Source organism: Psychrobacter sp. Sarcosine-3u-12 (assembly GCF_002836005.1).
GTDB classification, from domain to species: Bacteria; Pseudomonadota; Gammaproteobacteria; order Pseudomonadales; family Moraxellaceae; genus Psychrobacter; species Psychrobacter okhotskensis.
In genome coordinates, this window is the sequence record NZ_PJBY01000109.1 from 104,755 (window position 1) to 129,492 (window position 24,738).

Sequence of the window (24,738 nt, forward strand, 5' to 3'; positions counted from 1 at the left end):
TAATGGGGGATGAATGCTAGATATATGATATAAATGCGGAAAACCTTACCCAACTTATCTCATAATTGTTACTATAAGCGCAATTTTATCTTTCAACTTTTTTATTGATGCCACGCTTATGTCCAATATTGTGCTCGCTATCACCGGCGGTATCGCCGCTTATAAATCCGCTATCTTTGCCCGTCTGCTCATCAAGGCAGGCTTTGATGTGCGTGTCATTATGACCACAGGCGCACAGGCCTTTATCACACCGCTGACGCTGCAGGCTTTGACAGGTAATGAGGTGCATACCTCTTTGCTGGATGAGCAAGCCGAGGCGGGGATGGGTCATATTGAATTGGCCAAATGGGCGGACTTAATCGTCATTGCGCCAGCGTCTGCCAATACACTGGCGCGTCTGGCAATGGGCATGGCAGATGATCTGTTGACGACCGTGTGCCTAGCAACGACGGCACCAGTCATTATTGCTCCAGCGATGAACCAGCAAATGTGGGCGCATCCAGCGGTGAATCTGAACGTCCAAACCTTAAGTGATATGAATTACCAAATTATACAGCCCGCCAGTGGTGAACAAGCCTGCGGTGATGTGGGGGCAGGGCGATTGCCCGAACCTGAGCAGTTATTAGCTGAGGTGTTGTTATTTAATGCCATGCAAACCACGCCGCAATTATTGGCAGGTAAAAGAGTGGTGATTACTGCTGGACCAACTGTCGAAGCGATTGATCCGGTACGCTATTTGTCCAATCACTCTACCGGTAAAATGGGTTTTGCTTTAGCGCGTGCTTGCGTGGCCGCTGGTGCAGACGTGGTTTTGATTGCGGGTGGTAAAGTAGCACTGCCCACACCGCTTAATGTCACCCGTATTGATGTGTTGTCCGCGCAAGAGATGCTGATTGTCGCACAGCAATGTGTGGAAGGTACGCATAGTGCGCTACAGTATATCTCTGAAGATGAGCATGAGCATTCACACGAACACTCACACGAAGATCATCATGCTCATCACCACGGTGACTGTGATTGCGGCGATGAGCACGATGTTGATGCCATGGTTACCAATGATAGCGTGAGAGTCGCAGATGTCTTTATTTCGACGGCGGCGGTCGCTGATTATCGTACTGAAGAGGCTGCCCCGCAAAAGATTAAAAAAACCCAAGGTGCCATGACGCTGAGCTTGGTCAAAAATCCTGATATTTTAGCAACCATTTCGCTTGCCCATCCAGCGCTATTTGTCGTCGGCTTTGCGGCAGAAACGCAAGATGTCGAGCGCTATGCTCGCGGTAAACTGATATCTAAAGATCTAGATTTGATTGCTTGTAATGACGTGTCGCGTGCAGATATTGGTTTTGCCAGTGATGACAATGCGATGCAAGTGTTTTTCTCTGAGCGCTATAAGAATGAAGCAGTAACGCTAGAGAAAGCAAGCAAAGATAAAATAGCTGAGCAGTTGGCCAGTATTATTGGTAAAGCTATCTGGCAGCGTCACAATGCACAAGACACGCCCTAGTTATGCTTTCGCTAATGTCGCTATTAGACACTAAATACTGATGGCAAATATGATAGATAGCGATAGCACCCAGACGTTATTGCTGATTGTGATTTTTGCGCTGGCATCATTGCTGCACGGGATTAGCGGTCTGGGTGTGACCTTGGTGACCACCACTGCGCTTGCCAGCATCTATCCGTTGCCACACGCCATTGTATTGGTGATATTCCCGTCATTATTGCTTAATGCAATGACTTGGCTGGCGGGTGGTGGTCGCACTATTTGGCAAAACTTTATCTATTACGGCAGGCGTTATTGGCTGCTCGCTTTAACTAGCCTGCTCGGTAGTATTTTGGGCGCGAAGCTCTTGCTATGGGTCGATAGCGCTTATATTTTATTGGTATTGGCGGCTGTCATTGGCTTTTATGTGATCAGTGCGCTACTCGGTAAGCAAATTCGGCTACCTGCTACCAAGCCTGTGCTGATTATCGTTGGACTGAGTGCTGGTATCATTGGCGGCGCGACCAATGCAATGTCGACCATATTGATGATGTATTTACTGTCTGCCAGCGATGATAAAAACACCGTCGCCAAAGTCGGCAACATGTGCTATTTCTTAGGAAAAATTGCCCAAATCATTGTATTGCGTGAGCCTATTATGGCGCTGAGTAGTGGTGAATGGCAGCTGATTACTTTGCTGAGTGTTTTATCTATTGTCGCGCTTTTAGTCGGTATCCGCCTGCGTCGTTACTTACCGCAAGCACGCTTTCGTCAGCTTATTTTATTAATTTTGACCGTACTTGGGCTGCGCGTGGGTTGGCAAGGAGTTACGGCATTTTTATCAATCTAAGCAGTTTGCGGTGTTAGTTAAGTTTTAGATTTTAGGTCAAAGGTATGCTTGGCATGTCGTCACTCATATTTGCGCTGGTGATTTAACGATTAAACAAATTCAGTAAGATGGTAGCGACGATGCTAATCACTATCATGGTAACGACCGGAAAATACACGCGTGTATTGCCTGATTTGTGTTTAATATCTCCTGGCATGTTGCCTATCCACGAAAACGCACTGGGAAACACCAGCCAAATGATTCCGATAACAATGAACACAGTGCCTATACCAATCAATATTTTTGCCATATAAAACCTCGCTAACTTTCTGACGTTTTTTCATTTTGTCTTAAGCATCGATATGCGACAAAGTCACTATTTAAACCGCCTTACCAAAATAAAGCTGCTGCGCCACTCGAAAAGTATTACAGTGCGCTTCAACCACATCTTCAATATCTTCTGAATAGCCACCACCCATGACGATGGCAACGGGGATGTTGGCGGCTTTTGCTTGGCGTAACACATATTCATCACGCGCCTTACAACCTTCTATCGTCAGTCCAAGTTTTCCCAACTTATCGGTCGCCAGTACATCGACAGCAGACTGATAAAAGATCATATCTGGTGCAACGTCGCTAATTAAGCGCGGTAGCGTGTCCTCTAATATCTGTAAATACTCAGCATCACCAGTATCGTTGGCAAGTTCAATATCTAGGTCAGATAGTTCTTTGCGAAAAGGATAATTCTTGGCGCCATGCATACTAAACACAAAAACCCGTGGCTCATTTGCCATAATACTAGCATTGCCATTGCCCTGATGGACGTCTAAATCGACCACCAAAATCTTTTGCGCCTGTCCACGATTTAATAATAAATTACTCGCGATACAAACATCATTAAACACGCAAAAGCCCTCGCCATGATCGGCAAATGCATGGTGCGTACCGCCGGCGACATTCATCGCCACGCCATATTGCTGAGCATAAAGCGCACATTCATAAGTCGCATGGGCAATATGACGACCACGATCGACTAAAGCTTCAGTCATCTCAAAGCCGATAGGGCGTGCTTCCTTGCGCGGTAAGGTTTGGGTTTTAAGCTTATACCAATAGTCTGCCGTATGAGTGGTCAAAATCTCCTCTTCGCTTAATCGCGCAGGCGCAAAGAAATTATCGGTACTGATAGTGCCTTCAGCCAATAAGCGCTCAGGAATCATCGTATATTTTTGCATGGGAAAACGATGCTTGTCAGGTACGGAATAACGAAAGACGTCGGAGTAAGCAATTTTTAGCATAATGTTTAAGTGTGTCGGTATTTAAGAGGTGATAAGGTGTTTTTAGAAGGTTTTTTATTAAGCGTGATAAAGGGGTAGAAAATAGACGAATGACTGATTTATATTTTGCTAAACTCTTTAAGTTAAAAGGCTTTTTTAAGTTAATAGACTTTCTAAATTAAAGGGCTTTTGTAAGTTAAGAGATTTTCTTAAATAAACTATTTTTTAACTTAAGCATCTTTATTGGACAAACTGAGTCGGCAAAAAGAAGGTGCGTGAGTCGGATTGTTGACGCAGCTCTGTTAATAACGTTTGCATATCTTCAGCGGGATATTGGTTATTGAGTAAATCACTAAACAGCTCATTCGCTACCGTGGTCATGGCAATGACACTTTGTAGTAAATGCTCGATGATTTCGTCATTAATACCAATAGTTTCGACATCGATGGCATGCTTGTAGCGTATCTCGCCATCGTTGATATCCATTTCTAGATTGCCAATCAGCATGTCATAATTGATTTGAGTAATCAGTAACATCGCTGCACTTTGATGACTCTCTGGTATCAAAAATGGCAAAATTCCATAGACCGCTAGCAGCTTGTTTTTCTCTTGCACCCGAAATAGGTAGCCACAGTTCAGTTTTTTATGCCGCATTCTTAAGGATAAGTGATGCGATTGCTGACTGTCACTGCTTCTGGGTCGATAATAGGTATATTGCCACTGATTATTACTAAAGTACTGTTTTAGACAGTCGACGATGGGCGTTTCATTGGTTTCTTGCTGCGATGCTTGCAAATTCGCTTGAGCTTGCGAGCGCTCGCTATCATGATTATTATCACGGTGACTGGTCAAACTGCCAGTAGAGTCAGCCGTATTTGCCTCATCGCTATTACGAGTATTGGCGCTCGAGATTCCTGCCTGCATCATATCAAGATCAATATCATCGTCAGCCGCTGCTGCCTGTGTTGGCATTTTTGCGCCATGGATAATAGACTGCGGTGCTGAAGCAGTCAGTAGCCGTTTGAGTTTTTGCCACAAGCTGAGTTTATTACGTTGACTCATAGGTATTGTGTTGACATATAAATGGATGATATTGAAAAATGGCCGATAAGCAAAAACAGTCAGTTAGTTATTATTAAACACCAAACCCTCTCTGATAGTGGGCTGCGCATAAAATGCTTGCAACATCTCACCTATATGCGCTGCCAACCACGGACTTTCAAGCGCATCGTATACGATGGGCAGTAGGGCACTACTAAATTGCGTCATGGCTTGCTCATCTATATATAAACTCGCGGCCACCGTTGCCATGCTATCGCCATGATGGTTGGCATACCACGTATCGATACTGGCTGACACGAGGCTGTGCAGATAAGGCGACATACGCAGACGGTTGTAGCTCTGTTGAATACTGGCTTCAATATGATCGATACTACTATTGCCCGGCTCATCAGTTAAATAATTTTGCAGTTGGCTAATGGGCTGATCTTTGATTCTTGCCCAACCGCTTACTAGCAACCGAGCGACTTCGTCATTTGATAAGTGCTCTTGGGCATTGGCTTCTGCACGACGTGCTAAGTCTTTAATATTACGGTGCAAATACGTTTGCAGTTTTTCATCAAGGTTTCTATTGGTCGCCTTTTCAAAAGAGCTGCGCCCAAATTTCATCAGTTTACCAGCAGCGCCTGCTTTATCCAGCGTGGTTTCCATAAAGTCGTTGATCGCGTGATAGAGCGTTTGCGTCAGCAAATCTGCAAAAGTCTCGTTGCCGACTAGCGTATGAATCAAAACATTACGCTGCTGCTCATGGCTACCCACATAATCGGCTAAGGTCTGCACTTGAGTGTCATCTACCAGCTCAGACAACGGCACATTGTCATTGACCGGATGATAAATAATCGTATGCAAGATATCGCGAATATCTTTACGTATCACATCCGTCATCGGTTGGTTCAGGAGCCAGTCGTTGATCAGATGTTGCAAATCATCGGCGCTGACATATTTATTCAATGGCTGGGCAGCAAACCACTGCCAAGCCTCTATGCTCAGCGGTTCAGCTTGCGTGCGTAACCATTGCTGCATAAAGGCAACTTGTGCCTCGATTAAGCTGTCAATGGTCAGCGCTGGCGTATCTAAATGTTGGCTATCTTTTGAAGTCTGCATAGGTTTTGAGGTCATAGTTATCGACAATTTGTTATACTGTGTGGTTGGGGTAAGCATAAAGTATTATGCCACGAACATGATATTTGTTGGTGATGAATATTGACTGCTGCTTGATAAATAATAAGAGGTTTGAATGACAGCTCTGAATATCGCCTTACTTACGCTTGATGAGCTGACCGTTCAGCGCGGTGAAATCCCTCTATGTGAAGGCGTTGCGCTCGATTTACCGGCGGGCAGTATTTGTCACTTGATTGGTGCTAATGGCACAGGCAAAACGACGCTACTGATGCAGCTGGCTGGATTATTACCAGTGTTGGAAGGTCAAGTTTACTATCAAGGAACAGCCAGTTTACCGGTTCAGCCTTTATATGTGTCGCATCAGTTGGGCATACATCCAAATCTGACGGTCACGCAAAATCTGACTTTTTTGCTGAATTTATACGGCATTAGCCCAAGTGTTGCTGATATTGATGACGCTTTAGCTTGGGTTGGACTGCAAGGCTTTGAGACGATTAGCTCAAGCCATTTATCTGCTGGACAAACCCGCCGTATCACCCTTGCACGGCTTTACTTGTTGACCCCTGAGGTGACACCGTTATGGCTACTTGATGAGCCTTTTACTGCTCTTGATGTCGATATGGTGGCGCGGATGGAAGACAGATTACGCGAATTTTCTAATGCTGGCGGCGCTATATTAATGACCAGTCATCAGGCAGTCGGCGTGGCCAATCAAGTGCTCGATTTATCCGGTTATATGGTTTGAATGTTGTTAGCATAAGTGTGATAAGTAGTATAAGTGTGCCAGTCATCCGTGGAAGAGCGAATAAATGATAGAAATAGACGAGCCAGTAGACAAGGTTAATACAAGCTCAAACGTTAGCGTATCACCTGCGCGCGCTATCAGCTTTAGGCAGTTATGGCGGCGCGAGTGGCACGTGAAGCAGCAAGGAGCGGTACAATGGTTGTACCCTTTGGTACTGTTTTTAGTGATTATCACCTTGTTTCCGCTAGCCGTTGGTAGCGAACCTGCGCTGTTACAGCGTCTTGGGGTCTCAGCGGTGTGGATTGCTGCTCTATTGTCACTAGTAATGGGTGTTGATGGCTTATTTAAGCCCGCTCTTGATAATGGCACACTGGCGCAATTGGTTGTTGCCAAAGCGTCGCTGCCGTTATGGGTGCTCATCCGCCTAGTCATCCATTGGATTTTTAGTAGTGGCATTGTGGCAGCGCTTAGTTTACTTGCCGTGCCTTTGTTTCAGCTTAGCTGGTTTGAGGCGTGGATATTGATGGCGTCTATTTTGACCGGCAGTCCGATGCTCTTGATGCTGTCAGCAGTGGCAAGTAGTTTGACGCTGTCATTGAAGAATGGTGCAGTGCTAGTGCCTTTGATCGCCTTACCAATGCAATTGCCGGTGTTGATTTTTGCCACAGGAGCAGTGGATTTATTTGCCACTGGTCTTAATGGCTTACCGATACTGGCATTATTATTGGCAGGTAGTATTATTTCAGTGTTGGTGATGCCATGGGTGATTGCGATGACCTTAAAAATGTCATGGCTCAATTAAACAGTAGACTTTCTGTACTATCAACACCCAGTCGTTTAAACCCAATGTATTAACAGCATGTTGAAAACTGGCAACTTTGCTATAATAGCCAGCTAACTAAGTAAACAATCACTCGTAGATTCTATCCAGTGTTTAACGCCGGCAGGTTGACAGGTAGTCGCGCCCATGATGCGCTATATCGGTTACAACCAATACGCTGTGCCAATAGGTTTATTCCCATGCCCAACCTGAATAACATCTCATCTCCTAGCCTGTGGCAGCGCATCTGGCAGGGCTTTTTGACCACTGTGGGTACCAAGCAGTTTTTTCGCATTTTTTCGCCTTGGGTCAAGTGGCTGGCAATATTAGCCACTATTTGTCTTGTGATCGGTAGTGTCTGGGGTCTCGCTTTTGCGCCGCCTGATTACCTGCAAGGTAATAGCTACCGCATTATCTTTATTCACGTGCCTGCTGCTAGCATTGCCATTTCTATTTATTTTGCCTTAGCAGTGCTCGGGGTCATTTTTTTGGTTTGGAAAATTAAGACTGCCAGTCTTGTGGCGCAGGCGCTTGCTCCGCTAGGATTTTTGCTCTGTGTGATTAGCTTGATTACGGGTTCTATTTGGGCAAAACCGACGTGGGGCACTTACTGGGTTTGGGATGCGCGTTTGACATCTATGCTTATTTTGGCGTTTTTGTATGCGGGCGTAATGGCACTGTTTGCCGCGTTTGAGCATACTGCCAATCGTGGTAAAGCTGCCGCCATTTTGTCTATTGTTGGCGCAGTAAACTTGCCTATTATTAAGTATTCGGTACAGTGGTGGAACACTTTGCATCAAGGCTCGACCTTTACCTTGACTGCTGCGCCCAAAATGTCTGCAGATATGTGGATGCCATTATTACTGATGATTATTGGTAGTTACTTATTAGTGGCAACATTAGCGATTTATCGTACCAATACGCTTATCTTGTATCGTGATCAAGGCAAAGCGTGGGTCAAAGAGTACATTCGCGGGCAAGCCAAATGACTGCGATGACCGTCGTCAAAACAAATAACGGCTAGGAAAATATTATGCAGCCTTACTTTTATAGCGTATCTGAGTTTCTCGCCATGGGTAAGCATGGTGTTTTTGTCTGGTCGTGCTGGGCCATTACCGTTGGCATGATGCTGGCTTTTGTTATTTATAGTCGCAGACAACGACAGGCTTTAATCAAGCAGCTAATCATTCAGCAAGCGCGGCAAGCACAGCGTACGGCTAAAACCCCTAACTCTGCCGCTAATACCAAGTTCAAAAAATACGATTAGTGCTGTCAAATTTGCTTAGCATTATCAGAGTAGTGCTGGTATTTGTTTCATGTGCTACTCAAATTTTTGATAATGGTATAAGTATGATATCTAAAAATTATTTTAATATCATAACCTTAGCTCACAAAGATATGACCTCTCAATTGTAAAGATATGACCTCGTCAGTTGCTAGGGGCTTATTGATTTGTCCGAAAAATGCTACCATATAGCTATTAGAAGAGTACGATTAGAAAGACATTTTTAGAACGTTTTTCTAATGGTAGTTTCTTTAATATTTTCTGTTTTATAGACTGTCTATGTTCTACAAAACAGCGACTCATCAATGAGGTAGTGGTATGAACGCAGTTCGTCGCAAAAAACTGATGTGGGTTATGTTTACGCTTGCAGGGGCAGCGATAGCCGTGGTGTTGGTTATTTATGCTATTGGGCAACAGACCGATTACTACTTTGATGCTACCGCAATCGCGCAAGGTGAAGCGCCGCAAGACAAGCGTATTCGAGCTGGTGGTATGGTGGTCGCGGGTAGTGTTCAACGCGCCGAAGACAATCCATTGAACGTTGAGTTTGCCATCACGGATTTTCAATCGACCGTACCTGTGACCTATCAAGGTATTTTGCCAGATTTATTTGCTGAAAACTCAGGTGTCGTCGCTACCGGTAAGATGCAAGGCGACATCTTTGTGGCTGGTGAAGTATTGGCCAAGCATGATGAAAACTATATGCCGCCAGAGGTGGCCAAATCGATGAAAGAAAACAATCGGAGCGTCGCAGTGCCTTCTTCTGAACAATATAACCCTGCTGAGCCGATACATGAAACCAAAACGCTTCAACAATAGTGGTTGCGAATACCAATAAAAAAACCACCGACTTGCTCGGTGGCTTTTTTTGTTTAGTAAATTAGGTGTAATGGACATTATTCATGCTGGCGTAGGGTCTAACGCTATATACTGTCTATATTTGCAAGGAATCAAAGCCATGAATCAAAAAACTGCCCTTTTTGTCGTGATAAACACCTCAAAAAGAATGGACGCAAGCTAGGCAAACAACAGTATCAATGTCTAGCTTGCAGACGGCAGTTTTTAGGTGGCAAAAGACTCAATAACCAAACCCTTTGGACGGAATACACTCAGGGCAAACAGACCTACAAACAACTGGCTGACAAGTATAGCTGTAGTCTTAAAACCATTCAAAGACGCTTAGACACAGTCAGTATTGACTATCAAGTTAAGCGACCGAATACTGCTAACATCATCATGGACACCACTTACTTCGGTCGTAAGTTCGGTTTAATGGTTTTTGTGGACAATACCACTAAAGCCGTTCTTTACTACGCGATAGTCAGTCATGAAACCAACAGTGCCTACAAACAAGGAATTGATCATCTAGCATCGTTAGGCGTTGATATACAAAGCATCACCTGTGATGGTAGACGAGGACTGCGTACGTTATTCACCCGCACCCCTTGCCAGATGTGCCAGTTTCATCAGGTGCAAATAGTGACCCGCTACCTCACTCGTCGACCTAAGAACAGTGCCAGTATCGAGCTTAGACGACTTACTTTAGAAATAAAACTGCTTGATAAAGAGGCGTTCATACAGCGCTTAGATCACTGGTATGTGACTCATGAAGCCTATCTCAATGAACGTAGTACCAATGACGATAACAGTAGAACGTGGTACACGCATAAGCGCCTTAGAAGTGCTTATCATAGCCTCAGAACCAATAGTGATTGGTTATTCACTTATCAAGAATATAAGCATTTAGACATACCAAATACCACCAATTCTCTTGAAGGATTATTCAGCGAGCTCAAGCGACAATTACACAGTCATCATGGTCTAAATGAGCAGCGTAAGTTGCGGTTTATTAAAGACTTTTTAGGGTCAAAGTCTCTCAAATAGCATGAATTATGTCCATTAGCGACTACCTTCTACTTTTTAGCATGAATTTTGTCCATTACACCGTAAATTATTAATTGATTAAGTATATAACGATTTTACGTCAATCAATCGTCCCACTCAGGTGAATAATCAGGATGTTCGATTTTACGTCCATCACTACTGGCAAGTTTGCCAATTTTCTCTAGTTCCTCTGCACTCAAATGCACCTTCATTGCATCCAAGTTACCTTGTAAGTGGTCAGGATTAGACGTCTTTGGAATAGCAACGCGGTGCTTGTCTGACAGAATCCAAGCCAACGATACTTGTGCAGGCGTGATGTTATGCTTATCAGCGATTTCTTTGATAACCTCATTGTCAAACACATCACCGCGTGCAAGTGGCGAATAAGCTTCAAGTAGAATATGGTGATTGTTCAAAAAAGTTTGCAAGGTTTTTTGCTTAATAAAGGGATGAAACTCAACCTGATTGACCACAATCGGCACATCTGCATATTTCTTGGCTTCAATGATATTGGCAATATTAAAATTAGAAACCCCGATATGGCGCGTCAAACCTTGCTTTTGCAACTCACATAGTGCTGGGATTGTCTCAGATAGTGGTACGCGGTCGTCAGGCCAATGCAAGAGTAGCAGATCCACATAATCGGTATCTAAATTCTCTAATGAGCGTTTTGCTGCTGCCATGAGTTTTTCTGGCTCAAACTTCATATCATCAGGGAAAATCTTTGTGGTCAAAAAGAATTTATCACGAGCGACGCCCGATTGCTTAATACCTTGACCAACCTCGAATTCATTACCGTAAGCTTGGGCGGTATCGATATGTTCGTAGCCCATCTTAAGACCTTGGCTAACGACATCGATACAATCTTGACCGGTTGACTGCCAAGTGCCCAGTCCTAATACTGGAATGTTGGCTTGTCCTGCGGTACGAATATTATACTTTTTAGCATGCATATTATTATCCTTGTTATTTTTTGACTTATTAATGGCTCTTATAGTTATTAATAGAGCAGTCAATCAGAAATGCTATATTCACGATTTCTATTAAGTATCAGTCTCTATTAGACTTATCCACTATAGAAAGAAATTGCGGTAAGTGAAAGAGCCCGTGACGCTTTCCTACAAAGGGCAAACAGGCTGTAACGTCATTTTAGAGATGGTTAGGTTTTTATGGACGGACTTATTAATAAAGGAAGGTTACCTAATCTTCTGAACACTTCATTCAACTAGGAGAGGATGTGGCTATTTTTTCAGAAATCACTCATTCAAAAGACGGTCTGGCAAAAACCAATAGCACCGGACAAAATCCTCTTTCTTGGTTTATCTTTAGTCTCATGGCCAGTGTTACTTTTATCGGTATTCTCTCAGAGCTGATGCCTTCCGGTATTTTGCCGCAAATGACAGCAGGTCTTGGTATCGAACAGACCCAAGTCGGATTCTTGGTCGGTATCTATGCGCTCGCATCAGCGATTTTTGCCATTCTACTCATCAGTATGACGCTGTGGGTCAATCGAAAGATTCTCCTTATGGCTTTATTGACAGGTTTTGCTGTCTCTAATATCGTCGTCGGCCTCACTTCTTCTTATTCTCTCATCGTGGTCATGCGTATTTTGGGTGGTATCTGCGCCGGTATTATGTGGCCAATGATTGCAGCCTACGGTACTGAATTGGTGCCCGAGAATATGCAGGGTAAGGCGATTACTATTATTATGGCGGGTAACACCTTTGGCGTGAGTCTTGGGTTACCGATTATGACTTTTATTGGTACGCAAGTAGGGTGGCGCACATCGTTTATCGTGCTTGGTGTACTAGGTGGGGTCATTGCACTATTGGCGATGAAATTCTTACCATCCGTAAAAGGTGAAAAGCTGACGCAAAGCAATTCGCCAATAGCGGTGCTAAAAATATCTGGGGTCTGGATAGTCTTAGCCCTCACTTTCTTGGCACTCGTCGCGCATTACAGTACCTACACCTATATTACGCTACTGGTCGAAACCATAGAGTTTGTCGGTGGTATCAGCTTAGCGCTGTTGATTTTTGGCATTGGTTCTGTCATCTCAGTCATACTATCGGCCAAGATTATTGACACCCATTTACGGGGTTTAATCGTTGGGATGTTGGCTTGCGGTGCTATGACGATGCTGCTGTTTGTCTTCTTTGGCGGGACTAATGGGTTTGCGCATTTTGCCTTTTTACTGTGGGGCTTAGCATTCGGACCTTTGGTCACGATGTTTCAAACAGCCGTTAGCCATCAGGTCACCGAGGCAAAAGCTATCGCCACGTCAGTACAATCTAGTGTGTTTAACTTTTCAATTATGATTGCGACATGGTTGGCGGGTTTGATTTTGGTGCACCTGCCAGAGACAGGTGTTTTCGGCATTGTATATCTGTCTATTCTTTGTTTTGTTCCGGCCATTATTATTACGGTAATCTCTAAAAAAACCTTAGATACGCCTACTTTCCACTGACTATAGAATGCAGACCATAAAAGATGCCCATTACTTATAAGTAATGGGCATCTTTGTATTTATATTTCGGCTTGTTAGCGCTATTCGTTGATATGAATGAATACTCTTTAAATATCTAAAAATTTAATGACTAAGTTATCAACTATTAGTCTATCAATTACTAAGCTATCAATTATTAAGCTATCAACTATTGAGCAGCTGCTTCGGTAGTAGGTGCTGTCGTGGTAGCGACGGCCTTATCGGTAGCCGCATTTTCACCCCAGATTTTTGGGTACTTGTAGCCTGGGAAAGTATCATGAGCGTACTTTTTAAAGGCTTCTGAGTTATAAGCGTTGGTCACATCTTCGACCCATTTTTTACCGACATCAGCAGATTTAACCGCTGACCAGTTAACATAGGCAAAGCTTGGCTCTTGGAATAGCGCTTCAGTCAGTTTGATACCAGAATCGGTGGCATAATTACCATTAATGACAGCAAAGTCGACTTCATCACGGGCGCGTGGCAGTTGCGCGGCTTCTAATTCGACGATTTTGATATCGTATTTACTGTTATCGGCGATATCAGCTTTTGAAGCCGTCAATGGATCAACATTATCTTTTAAGGTAATCCAGCCAAGATCGCTCATCATCACCAATGCACGCGCAAAGTTACTTGGATCGTTCGGTGCAGAGACGCTCATGCCTTTATAGACATCATCGAGGCTAGTCTTTTTGCCTGAATAGATGCCAAGAGGCGCCGTTGGTACTTGGAATACTTCAACCAAATCAAGGTTGTTTTCTTTTTTGAAAGTATCTAGATAAGGCTTGTGCTGAAAGATGTTGATGTCCAAGTCGCCTTCAGCCAATGCCAAGTTAGGACGTACATAATCCGTAAAAGGAATCAGTTCAACTTCGTAACCTTGCGCTTCTAGCGAGCCTTTCACTTGGTTACGTACCATATCAGCAAAATCACCTTCGGTCGTACCGATGACGATTTTGGTATGGTCAGGATCGATGTCGCTAGCAGCCGTTTCAGCCGTTGAGCCTTCGGTAACGGGCTCTTTGGTCGCTTCTGGTGCTGACGAGTTGTTGCAACCAACTAAGACTAGGCCTGATACGCCAACCGCAGCAAATGCCGTCGCCAGTTGACGGCTAATATCTGTTAATTTCATAAAATTTCCTTATTAATACATGGAATTGGGTAAGATAGTTATCGTCTGAGCATTAAAAAAGCAACATTCTAATGTAGTAATGCTGCTTTCTTATGAGCTGAGACAAGGATTAATTACTGCCAAAAATAACCCTAGTCGCTGACAATGTCAAGTATTTGCTAAAGCGGTTTAACGTTTGTCTAAACGCGTCGCCAGCCAGTTACCAGAGGCTTGAATAGATATGACCATAATCGATAGCATAATGACAATAAAAATCATCACCTCTGTCTGATAACGATAGTAGCCGTAACGAATGGCCAAATCACCCAGACCACCGCCACCAATCATACCAGCCGCCGCTGAATAAGACAGCAGACTGATACAAAGGATGGTCACGGATAACACCAAACCTGAGCGTGCTTCATTGAGCAATACTTTGATAATGGTAAAGGGACGAGCGCCCATAGACTCTGTCGCTTCAATGATACCGCGTGGTACTTCTCGCAAGTTTTGCTCGACCAAGCGGGCAAAGTAGAATGAACCTGCAATCGCTAGTACCAAAGAGGCAGCGATGGGGCCAATACCTGTGCCGACGATAGCCTTAGTAAATGGGCTCATGGCTATCATCAAAATCACAAATGGGAAGGCGCGCATAAAGTTGGTAATGCCGCCCAGTATGCCGTAGAGGGTTTTGTTTTGCAAAAACTGCCGATCGCTCGACAAAAATAAGAATATTCCGAACAGTCCGCCGATTACAATCGCGACTGTCGTTGAGATACCAAGCATAATGAAGGTATCAATAAACGCCTTTACAATCTCTTTGCGTAGCAGCAATAGCTTGTCGATTGAGGCGGATAATTCAGCACCAGTTAACATATGTATTTCTCCTGCCTCATTAGTCTTCGTGCACTAAGCCTTTGCCAATTGGTGTAGTGGCCTGAATCAGACCATCGCGAATATCTGCCACTTCAAGTAATTGCCCTTGGTGTAATAGCGCCGCACGATGGCACAGCCTACGAATGACGCTCATCTCATGAGTCACGATGACAATAGTGACGCCGAGTTGCTCATTAATATCACGTAGACAAGTCAGCAGACTTCGCGTCGTCGCTGGATCAAGGGCGCTGGTCGGCTCATCAGCCAATAATACTTTGGGGCTGGGCGCAATCGCGCGGGCGATACCAACACGCTGTTTTTGTCCGCCCGACAGCTGCGCCGGATAGTGACCAGCGCGATCAGTTAAGTCTACAATCTCAAGACAATCCATCACTCGCTTGTGAATATCGCGACGCGGATAGCCAGAAACCATCAAGTTAAATGCGACGTTATCAAAGACGGTGCGATTGGACATGAGGTTAAATTGCTGAAAAATCATACCAATGTTGTGACGAGCGATACGCAAATCACTGGCAGACAAGGTGGTCAAATCCGTCCCATCTATCACCACTTGACCTGAATCTGGGCGTTCGAGCAAATTAATTAAGCGCAAAAGGGTCGATTTCCCAGCACCTGAATAACCCATCAAACCAAAAATCTCACCTTGCTGAACAGACAACGAGGTCGGTTCGACAGCGGTAAACCAATGCGGCTTGCCGTCTTTGTCTTTGATTGATCGGTCGCTTAAAAAACTTTTGGTCACATCGTTTAAGACAATCATGTCACTCATGGAGGGCTCAAAATTCAATAGGTTTATGAGGGTTATAGAAAAATTAGACTGCAGTGTACCTATGGCAGCGCAAAATCGGATATTTGCTAGCATTAACAATGGTAATAAGGGGCAGTAATATAGCATATTATGCAATGTTTTGGATATGCACATCCGTGACTTGCTTATGACTAATGGCTATTAGCTCTAAGAAATCTGAAAAATGTAAATGGCGGGGTGCAAAGGGCGTGATTACTCAGAAGGATGACGATAAAAGAGGTACAGCCATATCTTAATTATTATTGTCGTGGTAGTTGTAATGAGGATCTTGCTTTACGGGTATAACGACCAAAAATCTGGTGTGGCCATTAATAGTATCGGTCACGATACGCCCTTGGTGAGCAGTAGCGATTTGTGAGACCAAGGATAATCCCAAACCTGAGCCTTTGTTCTTTTGCTGCAAGCGCACGAATGGACTGAATACTTCCTCGCGTTTGTCTTTAGGAATGCCTTCGCCTTCATCAATAACCGCCAGCACGGCGTATTTTGGTAACGGACGTATGGGTTCGGCTTTAGACTTTTTGATATGTTTGGTAAATAGATTCTCTTTACGCGCGGCAATCGGCGCGTCACTCTCATTTTGGGTGTTGGCTTTAACGTCGTCTTTGCTAGCAGTTTTATCCGTCGCGAGTTTATCAGTTTTGCGGGATTGACCATTGCTAGTTAGCAACGCATCGTTGGCTTTACGAGCTCCTTCGCTATTAACGGTCATTTCATTATCGTTATGAATTTCCGCAGATTTTTGGACGTCTTCTTCGTTATCCGGCACGGCTCTCCAAATAACCTTTTTAATTTTTTCAGTCAAATCTGTGGTAAAGCTTTGGTAGTTGGGGATTAGTGATGCTTCAGGATTAATAGCAGTGGTATCGTCAGTGAGTATAGGATTTTTAGCAGTATTTTCTTTCACTTTTGCATCTTTACTAGCGTCTGTTGCTGAGGGGCTAGTTTCTAACCCCTTTATATCAGCGTTGCCCATAACATCAGTGCTTTCAGCAATGATATCAGTGACATCCGCATTTGAAGCGTCAGCTGCAGCATCGTTACTATCGAGCGCAAGGTTTTCACCATTTCGATAAATAGGCGGCGCCGGTAATATCACAACCATCTCTGCTTTTTCTTTCTCAGTATTGGTTATATGAGAGTCGTCAGAAACCTCGCCTGGTTGTGTTGATGTTTGCAGCGCTAAGTTATCGGACTCGTTTGATTCGTAATAATGCTCAAAATCCGAACGGTTATAATCAGCAAAGCTACTAGAAACCAACGTTTGCAGTAAATAATCTGGAACGGTATCGGCTTCGTCAATAGTCTGAACGCCATAAATCAGCACGGTAACGGGTGGTTTACCATGTAACATAGCATTGGTCAAAAGGTTGCGAATAAGATGGGTCAACATCGGTGCCTGACCATCGATGACTATATGCTCACCAATCAAAGTGGCTTCAGGGTAATGTTGGCGTTCTTGATTCACTAAGTCATATAAGTCCAAATGCTCGACTTGCTGCATGACATGACCGGCATCTAAGCGACTGACCAATAAGATACTTTCAACCAAGTCATTAAGCCCTGATAAATCACGGTTGATCGCTTGCGCGCGTTTGTCAAATTTCGCTTTGGTATCCATTGGCATCGCATCCGCCAGCATATCCATCATCTCGATTTGTAGACGGATACGGGTAATCGGCGTCCGCAGCTCGTGAGAGGCATGCGCCAAGAGCAGATTGTTGGCATTGATAAGATGCTCAATTTTTTGTGCCGCTTGGTTAAATCCGCGTGCTAACGAGGCGATTTCATCACTGCCGCGTGCATTGACTCGTACGGTAAAGTCACCGTCACCCAATTGGGTCATCTGCTGGCTCATCTGATTGATGCGCCAAGTCATGGTGCGAGCAATCAGCCATAGAACGCCCGCCATAATTAAGAGCAATAGTAGAGTACCCGTAAATAAATTTAAAGCTGCGGAGAGTACAGGTTTTTTAGGTGGCAAGCGTGATTCGTACAGTAAAGTATAGCCAGTGCTACTATATACTTGAGCTTGCTTCGTAGGGGAGGTGTCTGAAAGAGAAGGAAAAACACGTGAAAATAAGGAGGGCGTGGGCGGCAGCTCTAACGGCAAGTCGCTATTGTCAGTCTGCATGAGCAAATGACCTTCATTGTCGTATAAGCCCATTTTTGCTTGTAAGGATTCATCAAAAATATCAAAGCTTTTTTTGACCACCGCCAGCATAAAGCGTGACTGTAAACGGTTGTCCTTACTAATGGCGATATTTAGCTCATGTAAGAAGGGATCGATTTGACCTAAAATTTGGGTAGCCAATACTTCTGAGCGGATACCCGCATCTTTGTCATGTACGAGCTGTGTCAATAGCACCATGGCGACCGCAAATAAGATAAGTGCCAACATGACGCTAGCAAATAACTTAGCAAATACGGAACGAAAACCCAATTGCTGCATTAAATCATCTCTATTATCAGAGGCTCATATCGATTCATATCTTGCCATTTATAGTATTTAATAAATATTTGTGTGGTTTAATAAAAACAATGGCGACTGGTTTGCCACGATAAGTGTCTCGATAAATCAAATCAGCCGCCATCATCAACTATCTAGGAATTTAGCTATTTAGGACTATACCTGATCGGTCGCGAACTGATAACCGACGCCACGTACGGTAATAATACGCTTTGGCTGACGTGGATTGTCTTCAATCAGCGCACGCAAACGCGAGATATGAACATCAATCGCGCGATCAATATTGTCCGAGCTGTCATCATTCGGCATAGCCTGCCATAACTGCTCACGATTCAATACTTTACCAGAATGGGTGGCAAAGTAGTGCAACAATTGAAACTGATGCGTCGTCAAACGCACAGGTTGCTCATCAATAGTCACTTCATGGCTATCAGGGAACACGCTGAGACGACCAAAAGTCAAGCTGTCCGATTGGCTATCTGCTTGGTTTGGCTGCTCGTGACGACGAATGACCGCGCGTATACGGGCCAAGAGCTCACGTGGCTCGAAGGGTTTTGCGATGTAGTCATCAGCACCCATTTCTAGACCCAATACACGATCGGTAGTGTCGCCTTTGGCCGTTAGCATGATAATCGGCACTTTGTTGGTCATATTATTTTTGTTGCCACGTATCTTTTGACAAACTTGCATACCATCCATATCAGGTAGCATTAAATCAAGCACGACTAAGTCAATATCGCGCTCTTTGGTATCTAATAACTCCAGACCCTCTTGACCAAGTCCTGCATGATGGACGTCATAATAATTCATGGTCAGATAATCACTAATTAACTCTGCTAGATCTGGATCATCTTCAATTAACAAAATCTGCTTACTCATGGCTTGTCCTCTAGTTGTTGTTATGGTTTGTCAAGAAATCGCTTTTTATTAAAATTCTAGCGCGCCTCGATATTTACGTTAATTTAAATTCAGGTTATTTTAAAGGTAAGTTGTCATAAATTGATAGGGTTCTGAACCATAAGACAGTCACCGTTAAGATAGGGTTAAGAAAATATGATTAAGGCCTCAGCCAATATAGGACAGGGTAATAATACTATAGTGCCTAATTCAGCTATGACTAAACAAGACACGCTTTGTTAATGTTTCTACACAATGTAACTGTCTTTTTCTCTTCTTTCTCATTTCTTAGGAAACCACCACCTTTTTGCCTTTAGATTCAATGGTTAAGTCAGCAAGGCAAATTAAACTGTCATTGCTAATGCCAGCTATTAAGTACTGTTTGGTACTTGGATCGTACTCGACGACCTCGACTGGCTGACGAGTTAAACGCTGATCTTGCTTAATAATCCATACATTGGCGCTCAAGGGTCTTAGTGGCTTATACGGTGGTCGCTGCAATTCTGTTAAGTCAACATCATGCAACGCGCGCTCGGGGACAATCGTACCGACGTCGATTTGACCATAATTCACTCGCCCCGTCACCTGCATATTAGGCTGTAGTTTTTCACGGCTGATTTCATTATTGACGACATTTACATGAACCAGAAGCTGTTTGGGCTGAACCGTTGCTGTCAATTTGCTGACCTGCCCAGTGAACTTATCCGACATGCCTTTAGCACTAAAATTCACTGTCTGACCGACCGAAAGCTGAGGCTCAGCTTGAATAGGGACAGTGGCCATAAAGTGTAATTCAGTCTCATCACTGAGTAGCAGTAGCGGTTGACGCGCGGCTAGCCCTTGTCCAGCTTTAGCATACAGCTTTTCGACGCGACCTGAAAAACTGGCACGTACAGTGGTTAATTGATAGGGCTGTTTGAGGTTAGCAGAGGTGTCATTACTGGTTGTTACCGTGCTTTTATCAACGCTAGGCTGACTGCTCTCTACATTTGCATCGTTTTCTGGTGGCGTTTTTTGGGCAGTGTTTTCTGTATTATTGTTTTTCGTAGGCTCATTTAAGGTTGCGAACTCTGCATCTGCGGCTGCGGCAACTGAGGTAGCCGCTGACTCTAGCGGTTTACTTGCTGTGCCCTGACGCTGAACGATTAGCAGAGGTGTGCCTTTTTCTACCCATTGGCCTTTTTCTACCAAGACTTGCTGCACAGTAAGTGCGTTCGCAGCGATGAATTGAGTTTTTTTGATCGGTTCAATCACGCCTTGCAGTCCCATGCTTGGCTGATAGCGTGAGGGCTTTATACTCAGAATATGGTCAGGCGTCATAGTAACGCTATCATCGTCAATAATAATGGGGGTTTCTACTGTTTCGCTATTTTCAGCCGTCACCGGTTCATCAGTAGGGGGCGAGGGCTGACAGCCTGCCAGCAGTAACAAAGCGCTGCATAAATACGCACTATTTCTTAAACCTCTATTTTTTCGACCTCTCAAAACTCTCATACCAAGCACTCTCGTAAACGTCATTTTATTATATAGTGAATTGAGGTAAGGGCAAATAACAGTATTATATTTATGCAACATGCCCAGACGGTAGATGGCAAAAGTAACCTGAGACAAATTAGAGAGCATAATCAAAAGACTCTCACTAACTCAATGATTAATTTGAACATAAATTCACTAAATGACTGGAAAACAACGAGTAACTGTGCTAAAACGAACATATAAAAATATAATGATACATATTTGTCACAAATGAAGATTATTCGGTAAGGTAAGTATTGTTTTTACTCAACCTTAAACCCTTTTGACCCTTTGTGTACATTTCAACAGATATCGAGCCAGTTAAATTTATGATGCTGACAAGGTTTAGGCTTGCCAGTTTTGAGCAAGTCTAAAAATTTCTATAAGCAAAGTGAGTCAGCAGATAGGCTGCTTTATAAAGACAAGCATCTGGCAGTTTTTTAAAAAATAAAAGCCAAAAATAGCGCTTAATACACGAAGATAATTGTCGCTAAAGTGCGTATAGTAACCGATGGTAACGCCATGCTTGATAGGCGAATACTGATAGAGAACATGTTAGCGATCGTGACAGCGTAAAATACAAACTTAACCGTTCATCTCAATCCAAGAATAAAGCATTTTATAAATTGAAATAACTGTTAAAATTTTGCACTGGCAGATAGTGCTACGAATAATAGCCGTTTATAGGACAATGATAATGGAAAATAATTTTGAAGGTTTGAAAGTCATGGTTATCGATGACTCTAAAACCATTCGCCGTACTGCAGAGACTTTATTACAAAAAGCGGGCTGCGAAGTAGTGACCGCTATTGATGGTTTTGATGCTTTAGCCAAGATTGTTGATAACAATCCCGATATCATTTTTGTTGATATCATGATGCCACGTTTGGATGGTTATCAGACATGTGCATTGATAAAGAATAACCCTGACTATGCCAGTAAGCCTGTGATTATGCTGTCGTCTAAAGATGGTTTGTTTGATAAAGCGCGTGGACGTATCGTAGGTTCGGATGAATACTTGACTAAGCCATTTAGTAAAGATGAGCTGTTTGAGGCAATCAACCAATATCGCTAATACATAACGGCCTATATAATTGATAGCTAGGCAGTTAATTAGACAGCTATATTGGCATGATTAATGCATATAGCGTTACGGCTAAGGCAAGTAGCTGAGAGGACTGTTATTAAGAAAGTGAACTGTTGCTGCCGTGATTATTGAATACTTTATAAATGAAGTGTTGACGTTAAATAACCACGTTATAAACAGCCCAGTGATCATGATGGTTATCAATCAGTGTTTGTCATTTCATAGGTACCACCGTAAAAATAGGTATCATCGTAAAAATAGTGTTGCCAACAAGGCATTAGGCATTATTTTTAATAGATTTGTCTCAACAATATATCCGAACGGATATCATCGAAAATAAAGGAAATTTCCATGGCTACTGTTTTAGTCATTGACGACTCGCCATCTGAGATGGCGAAATTTCGCGACATGCTTGCAAAAAACAACTATCAAGTCCTTGAAGCGACAAATGGTGAGCAAGGTTGTCAAATGGCAGCCGATCATTTACCAGATGTCATCTTGATGGATGTGGTTATGCCTGAAATGAATGGTTTTCAGGCCACCCGTAAGATAACACGTGGCAAAACAACGTCGCATATTCCGGTCATCATGATCAGCACCAAAAATCAAGAAACGGATCGTGTTTGGGGTAAGCGTCAAGGCGCTAAAGAATATATCACCAAGCCAGTTGACGAAAATGGTCTGGTCAATGTCATTCGCAAAGTAATGGGGTAACTTGTGGCTTCCAGAGGATTTATTGAGCTTCTGCGTTTAGCAGATTTGGCACGCGCGCGCAAAAGTGGCCGTCACGGCGGACAAGAATCCGACTGGCAAGGGGTAGTATTCGAGATTGGTGGTCAGCGTTTGGTCGCACCAATGGGTCAGGTTTCAGAAGTACTGACCATGCCGGAGTTCACCAGTTTGCCCTTAGTAAAGCCCTGGATGCTCGGCATCGCTAATATTCGCGGACGCCTATTACCACTGACGGACTTGTCCGAGTTTTTGCAGGTGTCCAGTCGCTTGGCACAAATGAGTCAACGTAAAGTTATTGTCATCGATCATGACAATGTGTTCTCAGGCTTGCTTGTCGATCAAGTGCTAGGTATTGAACAGTTTACTCGTGGTCAATATCGTCCAGAAGCCCTTGAAAACGACTCGCCATTTGCACCTTACAATCATGGCAAGTTTTTTAAAAATGAACAAGATTGGTATATTTTTATGCCAAGCTTGTTGGTGCAAGATTTGCAGTACGCTGATGCGGCGCTATAACTGTCTGTCATAGAGTATTTGCTGTCATAAAATACTCGACTGCTAGCACCTAGCACGATAAAAATAAATACCGACTGACATGATACGGTTGTATGTCAGCATTCATACAGGCTTTGTTAATCACTGTTGTTTTGATAACAATATGATTGTCGAAGTCAGTCACGATAAGACTTTGACGATTGTTCGAAAGGAATACGCAAGATGAGTGATGTTATAAATAACCCTGTAGCTGGTAATAGTAAAACGACCCCCACGGTGAAAGACGCTAATAATACTTGGAAGTTATTATTAGGGCTTTTTGCTTTATTGACTGTGGCCTGTCTGATTTGGCTGGTCAACTCACTATCATCAGTGAGTCAATATCTGACCAATTTCAATCAATCAGTGGTATTGCCGGTGATTTTGTTTGTGATAGGTGTCGTAGGTATTTTATTTGCCCTATACCAATTACTCAAGCAACGTGGCGGCTCAGAGCGTCTACTCATCGAAAAAGAGACCTTGCGTCGTCGCCAAGAAGCAGAAGCGGAATCTGAGCGTGCTCGTCAAATTCAAGAAGAAAACGAGCGTAACCAGATCGCAATTTTGCGTTTGCTTGATGAATTGGGTGATTTGGCAGATGGTGATTTGACGGTTAATGCGACCGTATCAGAAGACTTTACGGGGGCGATTGCTGATTCGGTAAACTTTGCCATTGACCAATTGCGTCAGTTGGTATTGGTTATTAACAGCACGGCTGATCGCGTCTCGCAGTCCTCAGAACAAACCCAGATGAATGCCGTTGAGCTTGCTGAAGCCTCAGAAAACCAAGCGCAAGAAATCGCGGGCGTATCGGCTGCGATTAATGAGATGACCGTCTCGATTGACCAAGTTTCGAACAACGCGGCAGAGTCTGCAACGGTTGCCCAGCGCTCGGTTGCCATCTCTTATAACGGGGCAGAGGTTGTACAGCGCTCTATTGAAGGCATGAATGTTATTCGTGACCAGATTCAAGAGACCTCAAAGCGTATTAAACGTCTTGGTGAATCTTCGCAAGAAATTGGTGATATCGTTGGTTTGATTAATGATATTGCGGATCAGACCAACGTATTGGCATTGAACGCGGCTATTCAGGCATCAATGGCAGGGGAGGCTGGTCGAGGTTTTGCGGTCGTTGCTGATGAAGTTCAACGTCTGGCTGAGCGTTCAGCCAATGCTACCAAACAGATTGAAACCTTGGTGAAGACCATTCAGGCAGATACCAACGAAGCCGTGATGTCAATGGAATCAACGACTTCTGAGGTTGTGCGCGGTGCGCGTTTGGCCAAAGATGCTGGTGAAGCGCTAGAAGAAGTACAGAGCGTTTCTAATACCTTGGCAGATCTGATTCAAAACATCTCAAACGCCGCCCAACAACAGGCTGAGTCTGCTGGTCACATCTCTCATACGATGAATGTTATTCAAGACATTACTTCACAAACATCATCGGGTACGATGGCCACAGCGCGCTCTATCGGCGAGCTAAGTGAAATGGCTGCCGCTCTCCAAGAGTCAGTTACGGGCTTTAAAGTATCAAACGATGATGAGCAATTAGAAGCGGAAGAAAGCTTAGTAGCCAATGCTTAATCAATCGCTTTTGCTTAATGGCTAATGCTTAATAATTAATTGTTAGCCATCATAAACAGCCATTAGCCATCATAAATAGCCATTAAGCTTAGGGTGTTGTTATCTTGAGATTTTAAT

At 43.7% G+C, this 24,738-nt stretch carries 24 protein-coding genes; 13 read left to right on the plus strand and 11 right to left on the minus strand.

The annotated features are described in order from the left end of the window. The first annotated feature begins 118 nt into the window (after nucleotides 1-118). Both coaBC and CXF65_RS12295 read left to right on the plus strand, forming a co-directional pair. Nucleotides 119-1,504, plus strand: coding sequence for a bifunctional phosphopantothenoylcysteine decarboxylase/phosphopantothenate--cysteine ligase CoaBC (gene coaBC, locus CXF65_RS12290; RefSeq protein WP_101212234.1), 1,386 nt, complete (start codon nucleotides 119-121; stop codon nucleotides 1,502-1,504). A 40-nt stretch (nucleotides 1,505-1,544) separates the two neighbouring features. Next, nucleotides 1,545-2,333, plus strand: a complete 789-nt coding sequence (locus CXF65_RS12295) for a sulfite exporter TauE/SafE family protein (protein ID WP_101212235.1) — start codon at nucleotides 1,545-1,547, stop codon at nucleotides 2,331-2,333. Between the two features lie 82 nt (nucleotides 2,334-2,415). On the opposite strand, the gene CXF65_RS12300 is transcribed toward CXF65_RS12295, so the two are convergent. The 4 genes from CXF65_RS12300 to CXF65_RS12315 form a co-directional block, all read right to left on the minus strand. Beyond that, entirely contained in the window at nucleotides 2,416-2,622 is a 207-nt protein-coding gene (locus CXF65_RS12300) for a DUF2905 domain-containing protein (protein WP_025652313.1), read from the minus strand. A 70-nt stretch (nucleotides 2,623-2,692) separates the two neighbouring features. Then, on the minus strand, nucleotides 2,693-3,607 hold the full coding sequence (locus tag CXF65_RS12305; protein ID WP_101212236.1) for a histone deacetylase: 915 nt from the start codon (nucleotides 3,605-3,607) through the stop codon (nucleotides 2,693-2,695). 219 nt (nucleotides 3,608-3,826) lie between these two features. Further along, a complete protein-coding gene (locus CXF65_RS12310) occupies nucleotides 3,827-4,648 on the minus strand; it encodes a YbjN domain-containing protein (RefSeq protein WP_101212237.1) in 822 nt (273 codons plus the stop codon). Between the two features lie 63 nt (nucleotides 4,649-4,711). Beyond that, a complete protein-coding gene (locus CXF65_RS12315) occupies nucleotides 4,712-5,749 on the minus strand; it encodes a hypothetical protein (RefSeq protein WP_101212238.1) in 1,038 nt (345 codons plus the stop codon). A gap of 133 nt (nucleotides 5,750-5,882) precedes the next feature. Between CXF65_RS12315 and ccmA the strand changes: the two genes are divergently transcribed. The 6 genes from ccmA (at nucleotide 5,883) to CXF65_RS12345 (ending at nucleotide 10,501) form a co-directional block, all read left to right on the plus strand. Next, on the plus strand, nucleotides 5,883-6,512 hold the full coding sequence (gene ccmA, locus CXF65_RS12320) for a heme ABC exporter ATP-binding protein CcmA (RefSeq protein ID WP_101212239.1): 630 nt from the start codon (nucleotides 5,883-5,885) through the stop codon (nucleotides 6,510-6,512). A 64-nt stretch (nucleotides 6,513-6,576) separates the two neighbouring features. Next, nucleotides 6,577-7,314, plus strand: a complete 738-nt coding sequence (locus tag CXF65_RS12325; protein WP_227523265.1) for a heme exporter protein CcmB — start codon at nucleotides 6,577-6,579, stop codon at nucleotides 7,312-7,314. Nucleotides 7,315-7,532: 218 nt separating this feature from the next. Further along, nucleotides 7,533-8,321, plus strand: coding sequence for a heme ABC transporter permease CcmC (gene ccmC, locus CXF65_RS12330; RefSeq protein ID WP_101212241.1), 789 nt, complete (start codon nucleotides 7,533-7,535; stop codon nucleotides 8,319-8,321). 44 nt (nucleotides 8,322-8,365) lie between these two features. After that, entirely contained in the window at nucleotides 8,366-8,599 is a 234-nt protein-coding gene (gene ccmD, locus CXF65_RS12335; RefSeq protein WP_101212243.1) for a heme exporter protein CcmD, read from the plus strand. 336 nt (nucleotides 8,600-8,935) lie between these two features. Continuing rightward, nucleotides 8,936-9,436, plus strand: a complete 501-nt coding sequence (gene ccmE, locus CXF65_RS12340; RefSeq protein WP_025652321.1) for a cytochrome c maturation protein CcmE — start codon at nucleotides 8,936-8,938, stop codon at nucleotides 9,434-9,436. A gap of 417 nt (nucleotides 9,437-9,853) precedes the next feature. After that, nucleotides 9,854-10,501: a transposase gene (locus tag CXF65_RS12345; protein WP_101212245.1), complete on the plus strand. Its 648-nt coding sequence runs from the start codon at nucleotides 9,854-9,856 to the stop codon at nucleotides 10,499-10,501. Between the two features lie 104 nt (nucleotides 10,502-10,605). Here the strand turns inward: CXF65_RS12345 and CXF65_RS12350 are convergent, their stop codons facing one another. After that, nucleotides 10,606-11,454: an aldo/keto reductase gene (locus CXF65_RS12350; RefSeq protein WP_025652322.1), complete on the minus strand. Its 849-nt coding sequence runs from the start codon at nucleotides 11,452-11,454 to the stop codon at nucleotides 10,606-10,608. A gap of 284 nt (nucleotides 11,455-11,738) precedes the next feature. Here CXF65_RS12350 and CXF65_RS12355 point away from each other — a divergent pair, with 284 nt between their 5' ends. Then, on the plus strand, nucleotides 11,739-12,968 hold the full coding sequence (locus CXF65_RS12355) for an MFS transporter (RefSeq protein ID WP_264754739.1): 1,230 nt from the start codon (nucleotides 11,739-11,741) through the stop codon (nucleotides 12,966-12,968). A 187-nt stretch (nucleotides 12,969-13,155) separates the two neighbouring features. Here the strand turns inward: CXF65_RS12355 and CXF65_RS12360 are convergent, their stop codons facing one another. The 6 genes from CXF65_RS12360 to CXF65_RS12385 all read right to left on the minus strand — a co-directional run bounded on the left by CXF65_RS12360 (nucleotide 13,156) and on the right by CXF65_RS12385 (nucleotide 20,663). Next, a complete protein-coding gene (locus CXF65_RS12360; RefSeq protein ID WP_101212247.1) occupies nucleotides 13,156-14,118 on the minus strand; it encodes a MetQ/NlpA family ABC transporter substrate-binding protein in 963 nt (320 codons plus the stop codon). A 168-nt stretch (nucleotides 14,119-14,286) separates the two neighbouring features. Further along, the gene (locus CXF65_RS12365; RefSeq protein ID WP_407074201.1) at nucleotides 14,287-14,943 is read right to left on the minus strand and encodes a methionine ABC transporter permease; all 657 of its coding nucleotides are present in this window, start codon (nucleotides 14,941-14,943) and stop codon (nucleotides 14,287-14,289) included. A gap of 49 nt (nucleotides 14,944-14,992) precedes the next feature. Continuing rightward, entirely contained in the window at nucleotides 14,993-15,763 is a 771-nt protein-coding gene (locus tag CXF65_RS12370; RefSeq protein WP_037025372.1) for a methionine ABC transporter ATP-binding protein, read from the minus strand. A gap of 271 nt (nucleotides 15,764-16,034) precedes the next feature. Continuing rightward, a complete protein-coding gene (locus CXF65_RS12375; RefSeq protein ID WP_101212248.1) occupies nucleotides 16,035-18,254 on the minus strand; it encodes a sensor histidine kinase in 2,220 nt (739 codons plus the stop codon). Between the two features lie 174 nt (nucleotides 18,255-18,428). Further along, complete coding sequence (locus tag CXF65_RS12380) at nucleotides 18,429-19,151, minus strand: response regulator transcription factor (protein WP_025652328.1); 723 nt, start codon at nucleotides 19,149-19,151, stop codon at nucleotides 18,429-18,431. A gap of 306 nt (nucleotides 19,152-19,457) precedes the next feature. Next, on the minus strand, nucleotides 19,458-20,663 hold the full coding sequence (locus CXF65_RS12385; protein ID WP_101212250.1) for an efflux RND transporter periplasmic adaptor subunit: 1,206 nt from the start codon (nucleotides 20,661-20,663) through the stop codon (nucleotides 19,458-19,460). 718 nt (nucleotides 20,664-21,381) lie between these two features. Here CXF65_RS12385 and pilG point away from each other — a divergent pair. The 4 genes from pilG (at nucleotide 21,382) to CXF65_RS12405 (ending at nucleotide 24,621) form a co-directional block, all read left to right on the plus strand. Further along, complete coding sequence (gene pilG, locus CXF65_RS12390) at nucleotides 21,382-21,759, plus strand: twitching motility response regulator PilG (RefSeq protein WP_010201623.1); 378 nt, start codon at nucleotides 21,382-21,384, stop codon at nucleotides 21,757-21,759. 363 nt (nucleotides 21,760-22,122) lie between these two features. Further along, on the plus strand, nucleotides 22,123-22,485 hold the full coding sequence (locus CXF65_RS12395) for a response regulator (protein ID WP_025652330.1): 363 nt from the start codon (nucleotides 22,123-22,125) through the stop codon (nucleotides 22,483-22,485). Nucleotides 22,486-22,488: 3 nt separating this feature from the next. Continuing rightward, nucleotides 22,489-23,019, plus strand: a complete 531-nt coding sequence (locus CXF65_RS12400) for a chemotaxis protein CheW (protein ID WP_101212252.1) — start codon at nucleotides 22,489-22,491, stop codon at nucleotides 23,017-23,019. Nucleotides 23,020-23,220: 201 nt separating this feature from the next. Beyond that, nucleotides 23,221-24,621: a methyl-accepting chemotaxis protein gene (locus CXF65_RS12405; RefSeq protein ID WP_101212254.1), complete on the plus strand. Its 1,401-nt coding sequence runs from the start codon at nucleotides 23,221-23,223 to the stop codon at nucleotides 24,619-24,621. Nucleotides 24,622-24,738: the final 117 nt, after the last annotated feature.

Excerpts from the sequence above, each read along its gene's own strand:
- pilG (WP_010201623.1), top strand. The coding sequence starts at position 21,382 with ATGGAAAATAATTTTGAAGGTTTGAAAGTCATGGTTATCGATGACTCT.
- CXF65_RS12370 (WP_037025372.1), bottom strand. The coding sequence starts at position 15,763 with ATGAGTGACATGATTGTCTTAAACGATGTGACCAAAAGTTTTTTAAGC.
- CXF65_RS12305 (WP_101212236.1), bottom strand. The coding sequence starts at position 3,607 with ATGCTAAAAATTGCTTACTCCGACGTCTTTCGTTATTCCGTACCTGAC.
- CXF65_RS12325 (WP_227523265.1), top strand. The coding sequence starts at position 6,577 with ATGATAGAAATAGACGAGCCAGTAGACAAGGTTAATACAAGCTCAAAC.
- CXF65_RS12345 (WP_101212245.1), top strand. The coding sequence starts at position 9,854 with ATGGACACCACTTACTTCGGTCGTAAGTTCGGTTTAATGGTTTTTGTG.
- CXF65_RS12395 (WP_025652330.1), top strand. The coding sequence starts at position 22,123 with ATGGCTACTGTTTTAGTCATTGACGACTCGCCATCTGAGATGGCGAAA.
- CXF65_RS12405 (WP_101212254.1), top strand. The coding sequence starts at position 23,221 with ATGAGTGATGTTATAAATAACCCTGTAGCTGGTAATAGTAAAACGACC.
- CXF65_RS12375 (WP_101212248.1), bottom strand. The coding sequence starts at position 18,254 with ATGCAGCAATTGGGTTTTCGTTCCGTATTTGCTAAGTTATTTGCTAGC.
- CXF65_RS12310 (WP_101212237.1), bottom strand. The coding sequence starts at position 4,648 with ATGAGTCAACGTAATAAACTCAGCTTGTGGCAAAAACTCAAACGGCTA.
- ccmD (WP_101212243.1), top strand. The coding sequence starts at position 8,366 with ATGCAGCCTTACTTTTATAGCGTATCTGAGTTTCTCGCCATGGGTAAG.
- CXF65_RS12300 (WP_025652313.1), bottom strand. The coding sequence starts at position 2,622 with ATGGCAAAAATATTGATTGGTATAGGCACTGTGTTCATTGTTATCGGA.
- ccmE (WP_025652321.1), top strand. The coding sequence starts at position 8,936 with ATGAACGCAGTTCGTCGCAAAAAACTGATGTGGGTTATGTTTACGCTT.
- ccmA (WP_101212239.1), top strand. The coding sequence starts at position 5,883 with ATGACAGCTCTGAATATCGCCTTACTTACGCTTGATGAGCTGACCGTT.
- CXF65_RS12295 (WP_101212235.1), top strand. The coding sequence starts at position 1,545 with ATGGCAAATATGATAGATAGCGATAGCACCCAGACGTTATTGCTGATT.
- CXF65_RS12350 (WP_025652322.1), bottom strand. The coding sequence starts at position 11,454 with ATGCATGCTAAAAAGTATAATATTCGTACCGCAGGACAAGCCAACATT.
- CXF65_RS12385 (WP_101212250.1), bottom strand. The coding sequence starts at position 20,663 with ATGAGAGTTTTGAGAGGTCGAAAAAATAGAGGTTTAAGAAATAGTGCG.
- CXF65_RS12315 (WP_101212238.1), bottom strand. The coding sequence starts at position 5,749 with ATGCAGACTTCAAAAGATAGCCAACATTTAGATACGCCAGCGCTGACC.
- CXF65_RS12360 (WP_101212247.1), bottom strand. The coding sequence starts at position 14,118 with ATGAAATTAACAGATATTAGCCGTCAACTGGCGACGGCATTTGCTGCG.
- ccmC (WP_101212241.1), top strand. The coding sequence starts at position 7,533 with ATGCCCAACCTGAATAACATCTCATCTCCTAGCCTGTGGCAGCGCATC.
- CXF65_RS12380 (WP_025652328.1), bottom strand. The coding sequence starts at position 19,151 with ATGAGTAAGCAGATTTTGTTAATTGAAGATGATCCAGATCTAGCAGAG.
- coaBC (WP_101212234.1), top strand. The coding sequence starts at position 119 with ATGTCCAATATTGTGCTCGCTATCACCGGCGGTATCGCCGCTTATAAA.